General features: G+C 72.4%; 6 protein-coding genes. All 6 read right to left on the bottom strand.

Features of this window, described 5'->3' with window-relative positions; genetic code table 11:
- Window positions 1-2: 2 nt before the first annotated feature.
- Window positions 3-953 (bottom strand): hypothetical protein, encoded by a 951-nt coding sequence (locus ACZ6R9_RS15230; protein WP_380477957.1) that lies wholly within the window; start codon window positions 951-953, stop codon window positions 3-5.
- 38 nt (window positions 954-991) lie between these two features.
- On the bottom strand, window positions 992-3295 hold the full coding sequence (locus ACZ6R9_RS15225) for a WXG100-like domain-containing protein (RefSeq protein WP_465538481.1): 2304 nt from the start codon (window positions 3293-3295) through the stop codon (window positions 992-994).
- Window positions 3296-3421: 126 nt separating this feature from the next.
- Complete coding sequence (locus ACZ6R9_RS15220; RefSeq protein WP_465538480.1) at window positions 3422-4027, bottom strand: hypothetical protein; 606 nt, start codon at window positions 4025-4027, stop codon at window positions 3422-3424.
- Window positions 4028-4488: 461 nt separating this feature from the next.
- Complete coding sequence (locus tag ACZ6R9_RS15215; RefSeq protein WP_380477960.1) at window positions 4489-4779, bottom strand: hypothetical protein; 291 nt, start codon at window positions 4777-4779, stop codon at window positions 4489-4491.
- A 146-nt stretch (window positions 4780-4925) separates the two neighbouring features.
- Complete coding sequence (locus ACZ6R9_RS15210; RefSeq protein ID WP_465538479.1) at window positions 4926-18962, bottom strand: toxin glutamine deamidase domain-containing protein; 14037 nt, start codon at window positions 18960-18962, stop codon at window positions 4926-4928.
- Window positions 18963-18965: 3 nt separating this feature from the next.
- Window positions 18966-20245, bottom strand: a 1280-nt coding sequence (locus ACZ6R9_RS15205) for a WXG100 family type VII secretion target (protein WP_465538478.1), incomplete at its 5' end; no start/stop codon positions are given.

The raw sequence follows: 20245 nt of genomic DNA, 5'->3' as shown, positions 1-20245 counted from the left end.
GGTCAGTGCCTTCCGCTCTCGTGGGTCCGCGGGGTGATCCGCATGGGGGCCGAGTTCGGCAACTGCGGCGAGGCGGGCATCGGCGCGGTGCCGGGGTCCACGCCGTTCAGCTCGGTGATGACGCCCTCGTCGGCGCCCTGGTAGCCGTCGGCCATCGCCTTCAGGCCGTCGGCGATGCCTTTGAGGGCGGCCGGCAGGCCCTTGATGACGTCCAGGGTGTCCTTGCTGTATTTCAGGTAGCCCTTCTCGCCCTCGGCGAACTGCTTGCCCGACTCGTCGTTGCCCCAAGGGTGTTGTGACTCCAGCGACGGCAGGTACGAGCTCAGCGCGGCGTACAGCGTGCCGACCTGTTCGGCGACGGCGAGCATCGGCGACACTGCGGCCCGGTACTGCGCGGGGTCGACCTGGAAGCCCTGGCCGGCGTTCCCGGACGAGTCCCGGTTGACGGCGGCGGGCCTGGTGCTGATCCGGTTGGCCGCGACGGTGTCCGGCTTCCCGCGGGCGGCGAGCGGGGCAGTGGCGTGCTCCCCGGCCGGCGTCCGCTCCGTCGCCTTGGTGGCGGCCGCCGGTTCCACCGGGTGCGCGGCGGCCGCCGGTTCGGACCGGGTGAGCCCACGAGCCGTGATCCGCGGGGTCTGCGCCCCTTCGAAGGGCTCCACTGGCGAGGCGGCGCCCGCCGCCCGCTCGAACGGCCGCAGGGGGGCGGCCGGTTGGTCCCGCTGGAACGCCTCCGGCGCGATCCGCGCCGCGTCCGTCCGCTGCTCGAACGGCCGGAGCGGGGTGGCCTCGGCCTGCTGGAACGGTTCGGGGCTGATCCAGTCGGGCTTCTCGGCGGGGACGGCCTGGTGGCGCGGCTCCACCGGGACGCTCGCGGGGAGGACGGTGCCCACCCGCAGCCGGGCCGTGTCGGCGGGTTCGGTGGCGGCGTACCAGGCCTGCTCGTCGTTGCTCATGGTGCTCCTTCGTCAGGTCGGATCGACGGCGGGCCCGGTCAGCCTGCGGCGGGAGCGCCGGGCGCTGCGGCCAGGCGGGACAGGGCGGCGCGCAGGAACGGGCTGGGCACCTGGAAGCCGCCCTCCTCACGCAGCGGGGCGCGCTGCGGCGTCCCGCTCCCGCCCGACGCAGCGGCCGCACCGGCACCGGCCGCACCGGCCGAACCCGAGGACCCCGCCGCAGCGGCCGACCCGGCTGCCGCGACGGCCGGTGCGTCCCCGTGGCCACGCCGGGCGGCGGCGCTGCGCGCACGCTCCAAGTAGGCGTCGTCCGAGCTGCCGGCCGACGTCTGCGCCGGGGCGGCACCGGTCTCCCGACGCGCCGTCGGGCCGCTCGCCGGCGCATTCGCCTCCGACGGCGCCGCACCGTCAGCCGCCGCACCATCGGCCGCCGCGCCCCCGGCACCCGCGTCCGCACTGCCACCCGTCCCGAGCAGCACCCCGGCCAGCTGGCTCAGCACCTCCTGCTCACTCGCGGGCCCGGTCGGCGCGGGCGGGGCCGCGGCGGTCTCGGGCGTGACGAAGTGGCCTTCGACGCGGGCGTCGTCCAGCCAACGGCGGCGTGCGCGCTGCCAGTTGCGGTCGCGCGGGTCGACGTCCCCGGCCTGGCCGAGGATGCCGCTGTCGTGCAGCAGCGCCTCGTCCTCCTCGCCCTCGGCGCCGAACCGGGTCGGGCCGAGGAAGCGGTTGGCGCCCTTGTTGTCCTTGCCGCCACCGCCGCGTCCTGCGCCGCCCATGCCGGGCAGGTGACCGCCCGCGCCCAGGCCGGCGGCACCGGCGGCGGCACCACCGCGCCCGGCCGCGCCGCCACTGGCGAGCCCGCTCGAACCGACCCGCCCGGACGCCGAGGACGCACCCGACAGCCCCCTGCCGGACGCGCCGAGCCCGGCGCCGCCGCCCGCCCGGGAGGCCAGCGAGCTGTTGCCGAGCCCGCTGCCCCCCGCGCCGCCACGCATCGCCGAGCCGACCCCGCTGCCCGCGCCGCCACCGGCACCGCCGCCACGCATCCCGGAGCCGCCGACGCCGCCGCCGCGCGCGGTCGAGCCGCCCGCGCTGCCGAACGGGCTGCCGCCGCCACCGCCGAACGGGGTCAGGCGGCGGGCCGGAGAGCCGCCCGAACTTCCGGTGTGGCCACCGATGTTGGGCATGCCGCCGATGGTGCCGAACGGGCTCCCGCCGGGGGCTCCGCCGGTCAGGCCGGGGCTGGGGGTGTGGTTGCCGCTGCCGAGCGGCGCGTAGTGGCTCCCGCCGGGCACCCCGGTGCCGATGGTGCCGAGGTCGCCGAGGCCCGCCAGGTTCAGCGGGCCCGCACCGGAGCTGCTGAGCGGGTTGAACACGGGTGCCCCACCGCCGGAGCCGCCGCCCTGGAAGCTGGGCATGTTCGGGGTGGGCAGCTTGAACGGCGTCAGCGCCGGACCGCCGCCCGCCGATCCGACCCCGCCGACCCCGCCGACGCCACCGGCCGATCCGACCCCGCCGAGGCCGCCCGCGGATCCGATTCCGCCGATGCCGCCCGCGGCCCCGGCCCCGGCCCCGCCGAGGTGCGAGCCCGGCCCGCCGGGGGCGTCGGGCAGCGAGAACGCCCGGGGCGTGGCCGGGGCGCCCGCACCGGCGAGCGGGCTGCCAGGGACATCGCCGTCCGCGCCGGTGCGCAGCCCGGCCGGCACGACGGAGGGGCTGCGCCCGGACATGTCCGTGCCCGCCGCGCCCGCACCGCCCGAACTCCCGGCGCCACCGGCTCCGTTGAGGGCGCAGGTCTGGCCCATTCCGGTCATGTCGGCGATGTGGCCGGCGTTCTTCCGCAGCATGCCGTCCACGTCGCCGCCGATCTGCCCGACGTACTGGTGGTAGACGGCGGCGGCCTGCTTGATGCCCTCGGAGTTGGCGATGTCGTCGTGCTTGCCGGCCGGGTTCTGCTCCATGTACGTCTTGGCGTACTGGAGTTCACGGACCATCTCGTTCTTGGTGTCGATCACCGCACCGGACGCGCCGTGCAGCGACTTGGCGACCGCCCGCCCGGACTGGAGGGTGGTCGCGACGTGCGAGTCCTCGCCGCCGGCGAACTTCTGCAGGTACTGCTGGAAGGTGTTGGCGGCGGGGCCGGACATGCTGGCCATCGCCCGCTGGGCGGCCTCGGTGATCGCGCGGACGTGGGTGTCGGCGACCTGGTTCCACTTGTCCCAGGCGGCGGCGAGGTCGGCGAGGAGTTCCTCGTTGGCGTCGGGGAAGGCGATGTCCTTCCCGTTCTCGTTCTTCTGAACGGTCTTCAGTACCTCGGCGAGGTCTGCGGGCAGCTGGATCATGGCGGGAGACTCTCCGGTCGGACGTTCGGAGTCGGCTCGGGGGTGTTGCTGCCACCCCCGGCGACGGTGGGACGGGGCGGGTCGGCCGTAGAGCCCGTCCGGGCGACAACTCGCCCGGCGGGCACGTCAGATGACCTGCCGGGTGCCGGGGCCGGTGCCACGGAACTGCGCGTCCGTGGGCTCGTCCTTGTGGTGGTTGTAGTCGAGCGTGGGCGCGTCGGGGCGGTGGTAGTCGCTGCCCGCGTCGGTGTTGCCGATCGGCTTGACCGGGGCCGGCGGCGGCGGGGCCGCCGTGGTGTCGGCGGCCGGTGCGACGGTCTCCTGCGGCGCGCGGACCACGCGGTCCGCGGTCGCCGGGTCGGGGCCGGGCTGGGCGCCGCCGGCCAGGCGCGGGGAGGCCGGCAGGTCGCCGTTGGTGCTGATCCGGCCGATCTCGGTGCCGTGCTGCTCGTCGTTGGTCCGGTGCCGGGCCGCCATGGTCTGGAGGTTCTGCCCCATCGCGTTGGCGTTCTTCAGCAAGGTCCGGATTCCCGCGAGGGTCTGCTGCTGGTGCTTGGCCAGGCCGCCGACCGAGGATCCGGCGCCTTTGAGGGCCTTGCCGAGCAGGTCGGTGCCGTACACCGAGTCCTCGACCTGCTTGATCACGGCCTCCAACTGGTTGGCCGGGCCTTCCAGTTCATGCAGCAGGCTGATGATTTTCTTCGCTGCCGCATCGACCTCGTCGAGGTCCATCCATACCGTTTCGTCCGCCACTGTCCACCCTCCAGGTCACCGCCCCCGGGCAGCCGGACGTCCGCCGGGCCGCCCACCGGCCGGGGGCGCGCCGCAGCGCCCGCGCCGGATCCAGGGCAGGCCGAAGGCACTCGCGGCTGCCGCACCCGCTCATTTGTCAGGTAACTTTACTAGGTGTCCGAGGACGCACCGGCCAAGCGCGTCAACCGAGGTGACGGGACGTCACCTCGGTACGAGCTTCGCAGAGCGGCAGAACAGGGCACGAGGCCCGAAGGTATGCAGTTGGTAAATTCCCGGCGCGAATCACCGGCCATGTGGCAGAAGGGGGCGCTCCGTTCAGGGAGGTCGTGAATGTCCAGTGAGGAATGGGCGGCTTTGGGTGAACTGTGGTGGTGGCGGCCGGACTTCGTCGCGCCGAGACCCGGCCGCCGGTGGACGGCGACATCCACCCCCACAGGCGGTCACCGTCCGGCGTGGCGCTCCTGGTAGGCGGCGATCACCGCGTCGATCGGGATCGACGGCCAGGTGCTGAGCTCGCCGGTGCCGCGGTCCACCACGCCGGTGGCGTCACCGAGGTTGGCCGGCGGCCGGACCTGCCCGGTCACCGGGTCGACCTCCAGCGGCGCGGGCGCGGCCCACACCACCCAACCGAGGTCGAACTCCCGGAACTTGACCTCACGCGCGGTGCCCTCCGGGGCGCCTTCGTTCAGCCATGCGTGCGCCTTCGCGATGGCCTCGTCCTGGGTGATCATGCGGGGTTCCTCCTATGGTGCGATGTGTGCTGCGGGCGGTGCGGCCGGAGCCGCGACGCCCGCGATGGCGGCGTCCGGACCGGACGGCCCCGGGCGGGGCTGTCCGGTCCATGATCCCGGTCGGGCGCGACCCGTCGATCGGCGGCTCAGTGCTCGCGCCCGGGGGCGGTGAAGGCGTCGAAGGTCTCGGTGAAGTACGGGTCCGGCGGGCCCGAGATGGTGTTCTCCTCCGAGTCGGAGACCGAGGCCCAGAGGTTCCAGCCCAGGCCGAAGGTCCTCGGCATTCCGCCGGTGGCCTCGAACACCCGGCGTTCCGTCAGGTCGGCCCAGCGCAGGCGGCCGTCCCGGTCGTGGACCAGCGCGACGGCATGGGCGCGCCCCTCCTCGCCGACGCCCAGCACGGTGGCGAAGCTGCCCTTGCCACCGGCCTGCACCTTCTCCATCAGCGCCTTCACCGCGTCCTCGCCCTTGCCGAACGCGGCCGGCGCCTCGGGCCGCGTCCACGCCGTGCCGCCGGTGACCGGCTCCGCGTCACCGGGCAGGCTCGCCCCGGACACCCGGGGACGCCCGAAGTGGGTGTCCCGGTACGCCTCCACGTTCTCCACCGACGCGTTCAGCTCGGGGCCCGGCCGGAAGCCGGTCCCGTCCTGCTCCGGCGCCTGCCGCGGATTGACGTGGCCCAGCAGCGTGTTGCTCATCGGCGGGTGCACATGGCCCGGCCCGCCGACGTAACCGGCCAGCTTCTGCGCCCTCGGGTCGTCGTCCGGGACAGGCGCGAAGGCCCGCTCCTGCGACGCGCCCGCCGGGTCGGCCGGCGCCTGGTCCGGCACGGGCTGCTGGGCGGCGGCGTCCCGCTTCTCGATCTGGGCGGTGGCATCGTCGGCCATCACGCCGATCCAGTCCGACTTGCCGAACTCCGAGAACAGGGTCGCGGTGGTCCGGTACTGGTGGTCCGTCAGCACCTGGTTGGCCAGCGACTGGATGTGGTTCTCGTGGAGGGTGAGGAACCTCCGCCTCTCCTCGCTCTTCGCGCGCAGCTCGGCCGCGGCGGACTGGATGTTCTCCAGGGTCGCCTCGGGCCGCTGAAGGGCCTCCACCAGGTTCTTCTGCTCCAGGAGCATCTCCCGCATCTGGCCCATGCGCTGGTTCAACGACCTGACATGGGGGTTCGTCAGGCTCAGGTCCTTGGTCAGACCGTAGGCCGCGTCGTCGAAGTGGCCGAGCTGTTCCTTCGCGTTGATCAGGTACGGGTCGACCGTCATCTTGACGACGGCCTGCGGGGTCTGCGTCCCGACCTCGAACGGGACCGCGGACTGCCGGGAGACCCGCGGCAGGGTCAGCGGGTTCCGCGCGTCCTTCTGCACCTCCTGACTGACCATCTCCCACCCGTCGGGGCCGTACCGCAGCATGTTGGTCGCTGCCGGGGTGTGCCCGGGGGGCAGGATCGCCGCGTAATCGCCGCCACCCATCCAGGTGGTGACCGTCTGCGCGGCCCGGAACTCGGCGGCCGTCCGAAGGGCGTCCGAGGCCGAGTAGGACTGGTAGTGCCAGGCCGTGAAAGTGTCGCCGCCCGGCTCGACGGTGGCCACGAAGGCGCAGCCGTTCATCGCGTCGGTGAACACCAGACCCTCCCGGGGGCGGGCCGGGTTCGGGCGCAGCGGCACCTCGGTGTGGCCGATGGTGCTCAGATCGTCGAGGCTGGCCCGCTTGTCCGCCTCGTAGGGCACATACGCGCCCCTGACGTAGTGGCTGTCCTCCTTCACCGGCGGCAGCCCGCCGCTGGGCCGGGGGAAGTCGGAGTAGTGCTCGGCGTACTTCTCCCACGCGGGCACCAGGTGGTAGCCGGGCTTCCCGGTGGCGGCCGCGGCCGGGTCCGGCACCATCTCGAACCAGTGCTGGTCGCGGCCCCGCATCGCCCTGAGCAGGTTGTTCTCCTCGAAGGGCTTCAGCCCGGGCATCCGCTGCCGGACGCCGGCGGCGAAGTCCACCGAGACCAGGTTCTCGTCCAGGAAGGTGCGCGGGTCGTGCATGATCCCGTGCTCCGGCGTGCCCACCGGCGGCAGCGGCTCGGGCGTGACGGGCGGGTGCTCGGCGCCGTCGTGCTCGTTGTTGGCGTGCTCGTCGTTGCCGTCGTGCTCGTTGTTGGTGTGCTCGTCGCCGTCGTGCGCGCCGTTGCCGCCCTGGTCCTGGTGCTCCCCGTCGGCGTGCTGCGACGATCCGCCGTCGGGGGCGGCGCCGGGCGAAGCGTCCGGACGGTGCTGCGAACCGCCCTCGTGCTCCCCCGCCGACCGCTCCTGCGGCTGGTGTTCGCCGAGGCCGGCCGGGTCCGCCGGCGGGCGGACGTCGGAGACGTACTCCGAGCGGGCCGACGGGACGCCCAGGTCGCCGAGCGCCTTGTCGAAGTCCCGGGCGGCGCTGAGGAATTCGTCGCGGCCGCGGAGCATCGTCTCCGCGCTGTGCTTGCGCCGCTCGGCGAGCGCCGCCCGCTCCTCGCGGCCGGTGCTCTCCTCCCACTTGAGCTGCTCGGCGCCCTCCGCGAAGTGCTTGGCGCCCTGCTCCGCCCGGTTTGCCAGCCGGTGCAGCTCGGCCTTGAGCGCCGGGTCGGCGGCCAGGTCGGCGACCTGGCGGCGGGCCTTGATGTTGTCGTGCAGGTCGGCGGCGACCTCGCCCGCGATCCGCTCGGCCATCGGGATCTCCTGCCGCACCTGGACGGTGGACTTCGGGTCCGGGTGAGCAGACAGGTCGGGATTGCCGTGGTGCGGCTCGTCGAGCCCGAAGCTGCGGAAGCCGGCCATCGCCAGCGCCGCGTGCATCGCCACGTCGTCGGAGGCCCGGTCCCAGGCGTTCTGGAACCTGGCACCGTGCTCGCCGACGAACACCTCGTCGCCACCGTCCGGCGAGTACTCGCCCGCCCGGTCCTTGGCCGCGGCGCGCAGCTCGGAGAACTTCTGCTGGATCGCCGCCGGATCGTAGGCGACGCCCTGCTTCTCGTTCTCCTTCAGCCAGCCGATGAACTCCTTCTGGTAACCGGGGTCCGGCGGCGGCCAGCCCTCGGGGTAGAACTCGTTGAGCTCCCTGATCGCCCGCTGATGCTCCTCGGTGCGGCTCATCATGAAGCCGTGCGAGCTCTCGGCCTGGCCCTCGCCGGTCAGTTCGGCGCTGCCGTACTGCTCGGTCATCTTCTTGTTGCCGGACCAAAGGTTGTACTGCACCTCGGAGTTGGGCCGGTCCGCCTGCCCGGTCAGCCCGTCCTGGCCGAGCTCCAGCCGGCCCAGGTTGGTCCGGATCTGCTCGTAGATCTGCTCGGTGTGCACCTGGAGTCCGACCAGCTTGTCGCCGGCCTCCTGGTTGCCCTTGGGATCGTCCTTGCCGGTGAAGGCCGGCATCTTCGCCAAGGTGTCCTGCGGCAGCGGCTCGGGCGCGGACCGCGGCGCCGGGACGCCCGCCGGGTCGGCCGGGGGCCGGGGGGACTCGACGCCCGCCGGGTCGTCCGGGACCTGCTGGGCGGCCTCGTCGCGCTTCTTGATCTGGGCGGTGACGTCAGCGGCCATGTGGTCGACCCAGTCCGGCTTCCCGGGCTCGATCGAATAGCCGAACTCGGAGAGCACGGTGTTGCCCGACCGGTTCGGGTGCAGCGGCGTCGCGTCGATCGCCAGGCGCTCGATGTCGGCCCGGTGCTCGTCCAGGAACATCTGGCGCGAGCGCTTGATCCGCTTCAGCCCGTTCGACAGCTGCTGAAGGTCCTCCAGGGTCGCTTCCGGCCGGTTGTACGCCTTCACCAGGTCGTTCTGCGCGCCGAGCATGTCGTTCATGTCGGCGAGGTGTCCCTGCAACTTCTTGAGCGCGGGGTTCTTCGGGTCCAGTCCCGTGGTCAGGTCGTGCGCCGCCTGCTGGAAGCGGTCGAGTCGCTCCTGCGCGATGACGTGGTACGGGTCCAGCGTCATCTTGACGACGGTCTCGGGGCTCTGCGTCCCCACGTCGAACGGGATCCGCTTCGGCGGGTACAGGGTCGGCGGGAACTTCCGCATCGTCTCCGACGAGCCGTCGTACGTGTGCGACTCCTGGCTGATCATCTCCCAGCCGTTCGGGCCGTGCTTCAGCATGTTGGTCGCCGCCGGCTTGAAGCCCAGCGGCAGCGGGTGGGAGTAGTCGCCCACGCCCATCCACGCCGTGACGGTGTGCTGCTTCCGGAAGTTGTAGCCGCCCTCCAGGTGCCCGGCGGACGAGTACGACTGGAAGTGCCAGGCGGTGAAGGTGTCCCTGCCCGGCTCGACGGTGGTCACCAGGGCGCAGCCGTTCATCGCGTCGGTGAACACCAGCCCCTGGCGCGGCAGGTCCGGGTGCGGGTTGAACGGCACCTCGGTGTGGCCGATGGTGTCCGGCTTGGCCGGGTCGGGACGCTGCTCGGACTTGTAGGGGATGTACGCGCCCTTCACGTACTCGTGGTCCTCCTTGACCTGCGGCAGGCCGGATTCGGGCCTCGGGAAGCCCTCGTAGTGCGCGGCGTACTTCTCCCACGCCGGCACCAGGTGGTAGCCCGACGGCTCGCCGTTCTTGCCGACCCCGTTCGGCTCCAGCACGAACCAGTGCTGGTCACGCCCCTTGATGGCTTCCAGGAACGCGCCGACCTCCCCCGGCTTCGCGTGCGGCATCCGCTCCTTGACGCCGGTGGCGAAGTCCACCGAGACCTGCTTGGTCTTCAGGAACTCGGCCGGGTCGTGCATGATCCCGTACTCCGGCGTCCCCACCGGCGGCAGCGGCTCGGGCACCACCGGCGGGTGCGCGGCGTCCTCGCCGTGCGGTGCGGTGGTGTCCTGCTGGTTGGTGCCGTCCTGGTGCTGCGAGGACCCGGCATGCTCGGTGGCACCCGGCGAGGCGTCCGGACGCGAGTTCTCGCCCGACCGGCCTTCGGGGCGCGGGCCGGCCTGCTGCTTGCCGTCGCCGGCGGGCGGGCCCGACGGGTGCACGGGCGCACGGTCCGGGGTGAGCGGGACGGCGAACAGGCCGCCCTCGCCCGCGTACAGCGGCCGGTCGCTGGTGCGGCCCAACTGCGGGTCCGCGTACACGATCGTGCCGTTGTGGTTCATCGCGTTCCAGGCGTGGGTGCGGCCCTCGCTGTCACGGCTGATGATCACCGCCTGCGAGCCGTGCCCGCTGTCCAACAGGGTCTGCGCCAACTTGTCGTGCCCGGCCTGCCCGGCGCCCAGGTGCTCGAACTTCCCGCCGAGCGACTGCTCGATCCGGTCCCGGCCGCCCTTCTCGCCGACCGAGTTGTTCTCGGTCCGCGGCGCGGCGACGGTCGGGTGACCGTCGTAGGTGTCGACCAGCGAAAGCGCCGCGTCCGCGCAGTTGTTGGCCCGGCCCGGGGCGCCCGGGCCGTCGCCGTTCAGCTTCTTCAGCCAGTCTCCCGAGGTCGGATCAGGGTGCCGCTGCGGCGAACCGTCCGCGTGGTGCGGCACCGCGTCCTGAAGCTGCTTCAGGTCGTGCTCCGACGGCCGCTTCAGCCCGCCCTCGACATCGAACGGCCGCTGATCCGTGGCCGGGTGCCGCGGACCGCCGCCCTCGTGGTCTCCCAACGAGCGCTCGTGGGACGGCTGTTCGTGGTTCGGCAGCTCGTGGCTCGGCTGCTCGCGGTTGGGCAGTTCGTGGTTCGGCAGCTCGTGGCTCGGCTGCTCGCGGTTGGGCAGTTCGTGGCTCGACTGCTCGTGGTTCGGCAGCTCGTGGTTCGACTGCTCGTGCGAGGGGTTGCCGAGGCCGGCCGGCTGCTCGGGGGCGACGTCCTGGGCGTGCTCGTTCACCTGCTGCTGGTGCGGGGCGTTCTCGTGCCCCGCTCCGGGCGGCGGGTTGCCGCCCGGGTGCTGGGCGGCCGGCGCGTGCGGCGCCGGGGCCGCCGGCTGGGGCTCCGGCAGGTGTCCCAGCCGGAGGTCGTGCACCGCCGTGCCACCGACGGCGTTCGTCCCGTTCGGAGTGGTCAGGCGCACCGACGGCGCCCCCAGCATCTCGGCCGTGCCGGGAATCCGTGCGCCGCCACCGCTGGTGGTGGAGTGCTCGTGCACATGGGCCTCGCCGGTGACCAGGATGTACTTCCCCGACTGCCCGACGCGGTCGGAGGTGATCGCGTCGTGCATGTACGAGTTCAGCATCCGGGCCCGCTGCTCCAGCGGGCCGTAGCCGGGTCCGTCCGGCCTGCGCGCGGGGTAGCCGTCCACGGCCCGGACCCGCATGCCTTCTTCCTGCGCCTTCACCACCGTTTCGTAAAGACCGGCGTTCTCCGGGGAGTTGTTGTTCCGGTCGTAGGACCGGAGCATCCTCTCCAGGTTCGGCGGCATGGTGCCGCCGGACTCCAGATAGGTGTCCAGCTCGTGCTGGAGCGAGTCGTCGCGAAGTGCCTCGACGTAGATGGTGTCGACGCCGGCCTCCTTCAGACCGGCCATGTTCTCCTTGAGGAACTTCCAGCTGGGCGAGTTGCCGTGTGCCTCGCCCAGCACGATCCCGGGGGGCTCCGGGTTGACGCCGTCCCCGTTGAGCAGGCGCTGGACGCCGTCCAGGGCCGAGGCCTGCCCGTCCAGCCGCTGCTGCACCTGTGCCCCGTCGACCGGGTGCCAGACGGTCTCCGCGTCCTGGCGGGCCAGCCGCTCCAGCACGTTCTGACGCTCGCGCTGGGCCTGGAAGTTCGGATCGGTCCGGTAGTCGAGCTTGCCGCCGTGCTCCAGCAGCTTGTTGCCCGGGTAGACGTAGGCCTCGGTCTCGCCGGTCGCCACCAACTTGGTACGCAGCCCCTCGTTCAGCGCCGACGCCGCGTCGGGGTGCAGCGCCTTCAGCGTCAGCGGGTCGAGGTGCGACTTGAAGCTCTGCGAGTACGGGCTGACCTTGACGTCGGGCGTCCCGCTCGCCGTGAAGGAACCCGAGTGGTGGCGGCCCTTGTCGCTCTGCGGCAGGGAGTTGGCGGACACGGCCAGATCACCGGTCAGGGTGAACTTGAACTTGTTGTCCTTCTTGTGCTGCGCGAGTGCCGTCGGGTCGGCGGAGGGCGGGTAGATCAGCGCCGGGCCGGGCGGGTCCTGGTGGAGCTTGGCCTTCTCCTCGGCAGTGGGACGTTGCTCGATCGGAGGAAGCGGCGGCTCGGGACGGACTGCCATGCCCGGGTCCGAATCCGGCCGTTGGGCGTCCGGCTTCGGGCCGGCCTGGTGGTTGCCGTCACCGGCGGGCGGGCCGGACGGGTGCAGGGGCGCGCGGTCCGGGGTGAGCGGGACGGCGAACAGGCCGCCCTCGCCCTGGTACAGCGGCGTGTGACTGGTACGGCCCATCTGGCCGTCTGTGTACACGATCGTGCCGTTGTGGTTCATCGCGTTCCAGGCGTGGGTGCGCCCCTCGCTGTCACGGCTGATGATCACCGCCTGCGAGCCGTGACCGCTCTCCAGCAAGGTCTGCGCCAGCTTGTCGTGCCCCGCCTGACCCTTGCCCAGGGACTCGAACTTCCCACCGAGCGACTGCTCGATCCGGTCCCGGCTGCCCTTCTCACCGACCCCGTTGTCCTCGGTCCGCGGCGCGGCCACCGTGGGACGGCCGTCATAGGTGTCAACCACCGAAAGCGCCGCATCCGCACAGTTGTTGGCCCGCCCCGGAGCACCCGGACCGTCACCGTTCAGCTTCTTCACCCAGTCGCCCTCGAACGGGTCCGGGTGCCGCTGCGGGGTGCCGTCCGCGTGGTGCGGAACCGCGTCCTGGAGCTGCTTCAGGTCGTGCTCCGACGGCCGCTTCAGCCCACCCTCGACATCGAACGGCCGCTGATCCGTGGCCGGGTGCCGCGGACCGCCGCCCTCGTGGTCCCCCGACGGCTGCTGGTGCGGCTGCCCAGGGCTGTTGTGCTCGTTCCCGGCCTGGCGGTCGGTGTTGCCCTCGTGCTGATGGGGCTGGTTGGGCTGGTCGTGCTGCGGCCCCTGGCCCTCCAGGTACTCGGAACTCCCGTGCGGCGCCTGCGCGTCGGGGTGAACCGGGCCGAGTCCGCCCGGGTTCCCCGGCGCCGACGGGTGGGTGGAGTCGGTGTGCTGCGGCGGCGCGCCGGCCGGGGAGTGGTTGTCGGGGGTGGGCAGGTAGCTGAGCCGGACGTCGTCCGGAGGCGTGCTGCTGCTCGCCCGGTTCGGCGCTTGGTGCGGTGTCCCCGAACCGTCGGTCAGGTGCACGGCCGGGACGCCCAGCAGGTCGGCCGTGCCGGGGATCCGTCCACTGCCCGAACCGGTCGTGGAGTGCGCATGGCTGGCGCCGACCACGACCACGTACTTGTTCCCGCCACTGGCGGCGTCCGAGCTGATCACATCGTGGGCGTACGAGTTCATCAGGCGGGCCCGCTCGTGGACCCCGCCGTCCTCGTTGATGGTCCGGGCCGGGTATCCGTCCACCGCACGGACCTTGACGTTGTTGGCCTTCGCCGCTTCCAGCACCTCGGTCAGCTTGGCGCTGTGGGAGCTGTCGTACTTCGCGGCCGCTTTCTGCAGGCTCGGGGGCATGGGCCCCTGGTGGGACGGGTCCAGGTACGTGTCCAGGTCGTGCTGGACGGCGTCGTCCCGCAGGGCCTCCAGGTAGATGGTGTCGACCCCGCTGGCCTTGAGCTGCGCCATGTTGTCCTTGAGGAACGGCCAGGTCGCGGACTGGCCGTGTCCTTCGCCGATCACCACTCCCGGGAATCCGGCGTCGCCTCCGTGACCGTTCAGCAGGCGGTTCACACCGTCCATCGCGGAGCTCTGGCCGGCGAGCTGGCCCGACACCCGGTCGCCGTCGATCCAGGTGCCCTTGTCCGTGTTCTGGTTCGCGAGGTCCTTCAGCAGCTGCCGGCGCTCCTGCTGCTGCTCCATCGTCGTCCTGGACCGGTAGTCCAGCTTCGCGGCCTCTTCGAACACCTTGTTGCCCGAGTACGCGATGGCGTCCGGGCCGAGGGCGTTGCGCAGCGGCTCCCGAAGCTTGCCCCCGACCGGGCCTTCCACCAGGGTCAGGGTCGCCGGGTCGACGTAGGCCTTGAAGGTGTGGTCCTTGATCTTGGCGTTCGGCTTCCCGCTCGCCGTCGAACCCTCCGACTGGTGGGTGTTCTTGCCGTCCTTCACCGGCAGGTGGTTACTGACCTCCTTCAGCTCCGGCGAAAGGTCGGACTTGAACTTGTTCGCAAAAGCCGTCCCAAGGTGCGCCGCCCTGCTGTTGCTCGGCGGGTAGACGATGGACGGCCCTTCCGGGTTCTGGTGCAGAACCTTCCGTCCCTCGGGGGTCAGCCCCTGACTGTCCATCAAGGACTTCCGGCTGCCCAGCCCGGCCGGCTCGGCGTCCGGCCGTAGCCCGGTCGGCGTGTCGTCGGGGCGCGTGGAGGTGGGGTGCGTCGAGTCGCCCAGGCCTCCCGGACTCTCCGGGGCCCGGGTGTGCGAAGTGTTGGCGTGCTCGTCCCCGAACGGGTTCGACACCTCCGAGCTGGGGCTGTTGTGGCCCGACGAAGCGGCGTGCTCGTCCCCGAACGGGTTCGACACCTCCGAGGCGGGGCTGTTGTGGCCCGACGAAGCGGCGTGCTCGTCCCCGAACGGGTTCGCGCTCGACGCCCCGGCAGTGGGACGGTTGCTCGGCGGAACCTCCGGCGGGGCACCGACCGGCCGTTGAGTGAACGGCGGCGGAACCGGCGGCGCGGAACCGGCGTGCTGCTGAGCGGGTCGCGGGGGAACCGGCGGCGCGGAACCGGCGTGCTGCTGAGCGGGCGGCGGCGGAACCGGCGGCGCGGAACCGGCGTGCTGCTGCGTGAACGGCGGCGGAACGGGCGGAGCGGCCGGGGCGTGCTGGCCGGCGAACGGCGGCGGAACCGGCGGCGCGGAACCGGCATGCTGCTGCGTGAACGGCGGCGGAACCGGCGGCGCGGAACCGGCATGCTGCTGAGCGGGCGGCGGCGGAACCGGCGGCGCGGAACCGGCGTGCTGCTGAACGGGCGGCGCGCCCTCTGGCGCGGGCGCGGCGGTCGTACCGCCGGCGGCAGCCGCAGCGTCCGCCCGGTTCTGCGCGTTCAGGTGCTCGACCAGGTACGCCTTCGCGAAGTTCTGCTTGACCTTGGGGTAGTTGGAGTACGGCTCCCTCCCGGTCGCCTCCACGATCTGGTCGAACAGCCGCTGCTCGTTCGGGGTCTTCGGCATTCCTGCGACCGTGTCCCAGTACCGGCTCGGCGGGAAATGGCCGTCCTCCGGCAGGCCGAGCAGCTTCTTGACGCCCTTCTGTTCCTCGCTCGACAGTCCGCCCTGCCCGTCCTTCTTCTGGTATGTCAGGCGCGGCTCCTTGCCCTCCTCGTGGAACTTCACCTCGTTGGTGAGGATGTTGTGGTATTCGATGAGCGCGGGGTTGTTCTGCGTCTTGTCGATGTCGATCTGGTCGAGCGCCTGCTTGTGGTGCCCGAGCTCGTGCTGGATCACGTGCTCCTGCGCGAACCCGTCCTTGATGTTCATCCGCTGGTTGACGACCAGCACGTCGGGGGCTCCGTCCGCCCCCTTGACGTACGCTCCGCCGCCCTTGCCGGAGATCGCCGTGGCTGCGGGGGTGCTGTCACCGTCCTTCAGTCCGTCGATCTTTCCGATGGTGAGCTTGCCGCCGTCCTCGGACAGATGGCCGACCCGTCCGTCCCCGTATTCGGAGAACGGCGTGGAGACGGTGGCCGTGTCCGGCACGAACACCATGACCGGGAGCTGGTCGTCCGGAATCCCCAGCCGCCGACCGATCTCCTGCGTCTCTTCGAGGGTGGGGATGTGCCGCTTGTCCTCCAGGCCGGGGAACGGCGACGGGTCTTCGTGCGTCTGACCGCCCGGCGTCTCGTCCGGCCGCACCTCGTCCGGCCGCGGTTCCTCGGGCCTCGGGGACGTGTCGGACTCGGGCCGGGCACTGGGGGCCGTCTCGGGCTTCGGCTGGGCCTCGGGCCGCGGTTGGGCCTCGGGCCGCGGGGACGCCTCCGGCCGCGGGGACGCCTCCGGCTTCGGGGTGGTCTCGGTCTTCGGGGTGGTCTCGGGTCGGGCGCCGGCCTGGTGGTTGCCCGTGGTGTTTCCGGCGCCGTGGTTGGTGGGGTGCAGCGCGCTGCCGTTCGGGCCGAGCGGGACGGCGAACAGGCCGCCCTCGCCGGCGTACAGCGGCTTGTCGCTGGTACGGCCCATCTGCGGATCGGCGTAGACGATCTTGCCGTCGTGGTTGACCACGTTCCAGGCGTGCGAGCGGCCGTCGCCGTCGGTGCTGATGATCAGCGCCTGCGAGCCCGGACCACTCTCCAGCAGGGTCTTCTGGAGCTTGTCGTGACCTCCCGCGCCCGCGCCCTGGTGCTCGAACCTGCCGCCGAGCGACTGCTCGATCCGGTCGCGGCCGCCCTTCTCGCCAAGGCCGTTGTTCTCCACGCGCGGCGCGGCCGCCGTGGGGTGGCCGTTGTAGGTGTCGATGAAGGAGAGTGCCGCGTCGGCGCAGTTGTTGTTGCGTCCGGGCGCGAACGGGCCGTCGCCGTTGAGCTGCTTGATCCAGTCGCCGTCCTGCGGGTCCGGGTGGATCTTCGGCTTGCCGTCCTCGTCACGCGGGACGGCGTCCTCGATCCGCTTCTGGTCGTGCTCGGAGGGCTCCTTCAGGCCCCCGGGCTCGTCGATCCGCCGCCCGTCCGTCTTCCGGGGCTGCGGCTCACCCTCGTGGTCGGCACCGGGCCGGTTGGGGTGCTCCTCGTGCGACTTCTGGTCGTGCGGCTGCTGCTCGTGCGACGCGGGCGGGTGCTCCGTGCCGTGCGGCGCCGCGTCGGCGTGCTCGGTCGGCTTCGGGGCCGGGGCGTGCTGCTGCTCCGGGACGGTGTGGGCATCGGGGCCCGAACCGCGACCGCCACCGGGGCGGAGCGAACCGCCCCCCTGCTGGCTGCCGCCACCGCTGTGGACGGTGCCGCTCTGGCTACCGGGCCTGGGCGCACCCGAGGTTGACGGAGCGTCGGGACGGGCGCCGCCACCACCGATGTGGCTGCCGCCACCGACCGGGCCGTGGGCGAACCCGCCGCCCATGGGCGGGACAGCGGTCTGGTTCGGGCTCTGGGTACCGGAGTTGGGCGGAGTGTCGCCGAGGCCCTCGGGCATGCCCTGACCGGGGACGGTCGCCGCGTCCGGGCGCGGCAGCGTCGCGCTGCGGGCACCGTCGAGGTGCGTGCCGCCCGCATTGCCGCCGCCACCGCCATGGCCGGACGAGGACGCGGCGCCGGCAAGGCCCGCCGCACCGCCCAGGACGCCGGACAGGTTGGGCATCGCACCCGCGCCGGTCGGACGCGGAGTGCTGTCATCGCCCGACGAACTCTCGTTTCCGGCGGACGAGTTGTCGCGGGCCGGCGCACTCGACGCCTCGTTCCGCACCGGCTGCTCGTGCACCGGACGGCTCGGCTCCTGCCCCGAGAGCGGCTCGTGCGACGGCCGCACCGACTGCCCCTCCTCGCGAACCGGCGCACCGGACCCCCGCGAATCGGGCCGGGTGCTCTGCCCCTCCGCCTCGTTCCGCACCGGCTGCTCGTGCACCGGACGGCTCGGCTCCTGCCCCGACAGCGGCTCGTGCGACGGCCGCACCGCCTCCACGTGCTCGCGCGCCGGCTGCGACGGAGTGTGCTCGGTCAGCGGCTCGCGCGTCGGCCGAATCGCCTCCGCCTGCTCGTGACTCTTGCCACCACCCGACTGCTCGTGCGCCTGCGGCGGAGCCTGCTCATGGGCCCGGCCACCACCCGACTGCTCATGCGCCTGCGGCGGAGCCTGCTCATGGCTCCGGCCACCACCGGACTGCTCGTGCGCCGGCGGCGGAGCCTGCTCATGGGCCCGGCCACCACCCGACTGCTCATGCGCCTGCGGCGGAGCCTGCTCATGGCTCCGGCCACCACCCGACTGCTCGTGCGCCTGCGGCGGAGCCTGCTCATGGCTCCGGCCCGCTCCACCCGACTCGGAGTGGGACGGCGGGGCGTCTCCGCTGGTGCGGCCGGAGCCGAACGGGGACAGGCCGCCGGCCGTCGAGCCGCCCGAGCCCGAGCCAGCCGAACTCGACTTGCCCGAACCCGAACCCGAACCACTGGAACCCGAGCCCGAGGCACCCGAGCCCGAGCTACTGGAGCCCGAACCCGAGCTGCTGCCACCCGAGTTGGAGCTCCCGCTGTCGCCGGACGGGCCGTGGTAGGAGCTGTTGTCGCCCGAGGAGGTGTCAGGCTTGGTGAACTTCGGCGGGCCGTCCTGGCGACCGCCTTCGCCGGGGCCGACGGGTCCGGGAATGTGCGGGGCATCGCCGGGCTTGGGCGCGGGGCCGTGCCCGTTCATCTTGACAGCACCGTGATGCAGGCCCACGCCCGCACCACCGGACAGGCCCGAGCCGAGCAGCGAGGAGGTGTCGACCTTGCCCGTGGTGAGGAACTGGGTAGCGGCGTCCGCGCCGACGCCGGTGGCCGCGCCGATCGCCATCTTGCCGCCGAGCGAGTTGGCGGCGCCGCCGAGGCCGACCTTGCCGGCCGCGCCGCCCAGGCCCTTGCCGATCAGGCCACCGGCGGCGCCGCCGATGGCGCCGCCCTTGGCGTTGTCGCCGACTTCCTTCCAGTCGATGCTCTTACGGTGGCCCTCGGCGAGTTCGATGCCCTGCGCCATCAGGTTGATCGCGGCCATCTGGGCGGCCTGTTTGGCCGCCATCTTGGCCAAGTCGAGCACCAGGGTCTTGAGGGTCTTGGTGACGAACGTCCGGGCCGCCGCGATGAACCCGGGCACCTGGAGCATCGACGCACCGGCCGTGACCGGCGCCTCTGCCTCGGCGGTCGCCAACTCGAAGGCCAGAATGCCGAGTTGGGCGACAATCTGAATCTTCGCGGTCTCGGCCGAGTTGGCCATCTGCTCCAGCATGTCGCCCATGCCACTGAGCGCGTTGATGGTCGCGGTCAGCCGGCCCGGGTCGTCCTCGGTGCCCTTGCCGACGGTGTAGGTGGCCCAGAACTTGGTCAGCCCCTCGGCGGCGCTGCCCTGCTGGCCCTCCAGCGCACGCTTGATCGCCGCGTCCACGCCCTGGGTGGCGTCCCGCAGCGTCTCGGAGGCCTTGCGGCACTCGTCGGCCATGTCACGCAGTTGGTCTTCGTCCGCTTCCGGCCACCGGCAGCCGGCGAGCAGCAGGAGCACCCACTGGAGGGGCTCCGGGAGTTCGACAGCCATGGGTCAGTGCCTTCCAGTCGAGCCGGTCATACCGGGGGTGAACATCGGACGGACGTGGGTCGGCACGGTCGGTGCCGCACCCGGCGAGGGCGGTACCGGAGCCTGCCCGCCGTCCATGCCGGTGAAGGAACCGGCTGCGCCTTCTTCGGCGGCCTGGTAGTTCTCGCCCATCCGCTTCAGGCCGTCAGCGATGTCGCGGACTTCCTTGACCAGACTCTGAAGCGTCTTCAGGGTGTTGTGGCTGTACTCCAGATAGCCCTTCTCACCCTCGGCGAACTGCTTGCCCGACTCGTCGTTGCCCCAGGGGTTCTGCCCCTCCATCGGAGGCAGGTACGAGGTCATCCGGGAGGCCAGCGAGGCGATCTGCTCCGACGCGGCGAGCACCGGCGAGACCGCCGCCTTGTACTGATCGGGATCCACCTGGAACCCCTGCCCGGCCTTGCCCGTGTCCGAGGAACCCGAGCCCGAGCCCGACCCGGAGCCTGAACCGGCGTTGGTGCCGTTGGCCGCCCCAGCCCGCTGCCCGGCCTCGGCCGACTTCTGCGGCACCCCGTTCTCGATCGGAGTCCCGCTCGACTTCATCCGCGCCGCTTCCGTCCCGGGCGCGAGCGGCTCCCCGGCCGTCGCCGGCACCCCCTCCTGGAGCGGGGTCCCCTGCGCCTTCAACCGCCCACTCTCGGCAGGCATCGCAGGCACCGTGTCACCCAACGGCACGCCCTCCGACGCCTTCAACCGCGCCGACTCCGCAGGCATCGCAGGCACCGCGCCACCGAGCGGCACACCCTCCTGGAGCGGGGTCCCCTGCGCCTTCATCCGCGCCGTCTCGGCGGGCATCGCGGGCATCGCCTCATGCAACGGCACGCCCTCCGATGCCTTCATCCGCGCCGTCTCGGCGGGCATCGCAGGCACCGCCTCATGCAACGGCACGCCCTCCGACGCCTTCATCCGCACCGACTCGGCGGGCATCGCAGGCACCGTGTCACCCAACGGCACACCCTCCGACGCCCTCATCCGCACCGACTCCGCAGGCATCGCGGGCATCGCCTCATGCAACGGCACGCCCTCCGATGCCTTCATCCGCACCGACTCGGCGGGCATCGCGGGCATCGTGTCACCCAACGGCACGCCCTCCGACGCCCTCATCCGCACCGACTCCATCGGCTCGCCAACGGCCGTCCCGACCCGGAACGCAGGCATCTCGTCCGGCGCAAGCCGCCCGACGTGCGCCGCCTCCGTGAACGGCGAGCTCCCGTCAATCCGCTGCGCAGGCATCACATCCGGCT

The sequence above is a fragment of the Kitasatospora sp. NPDC048662 genome (genome assembly GCF_055587065.1).
This window is presented reverse-complemented; position numbering and strand designations above follow the sequence as displayed.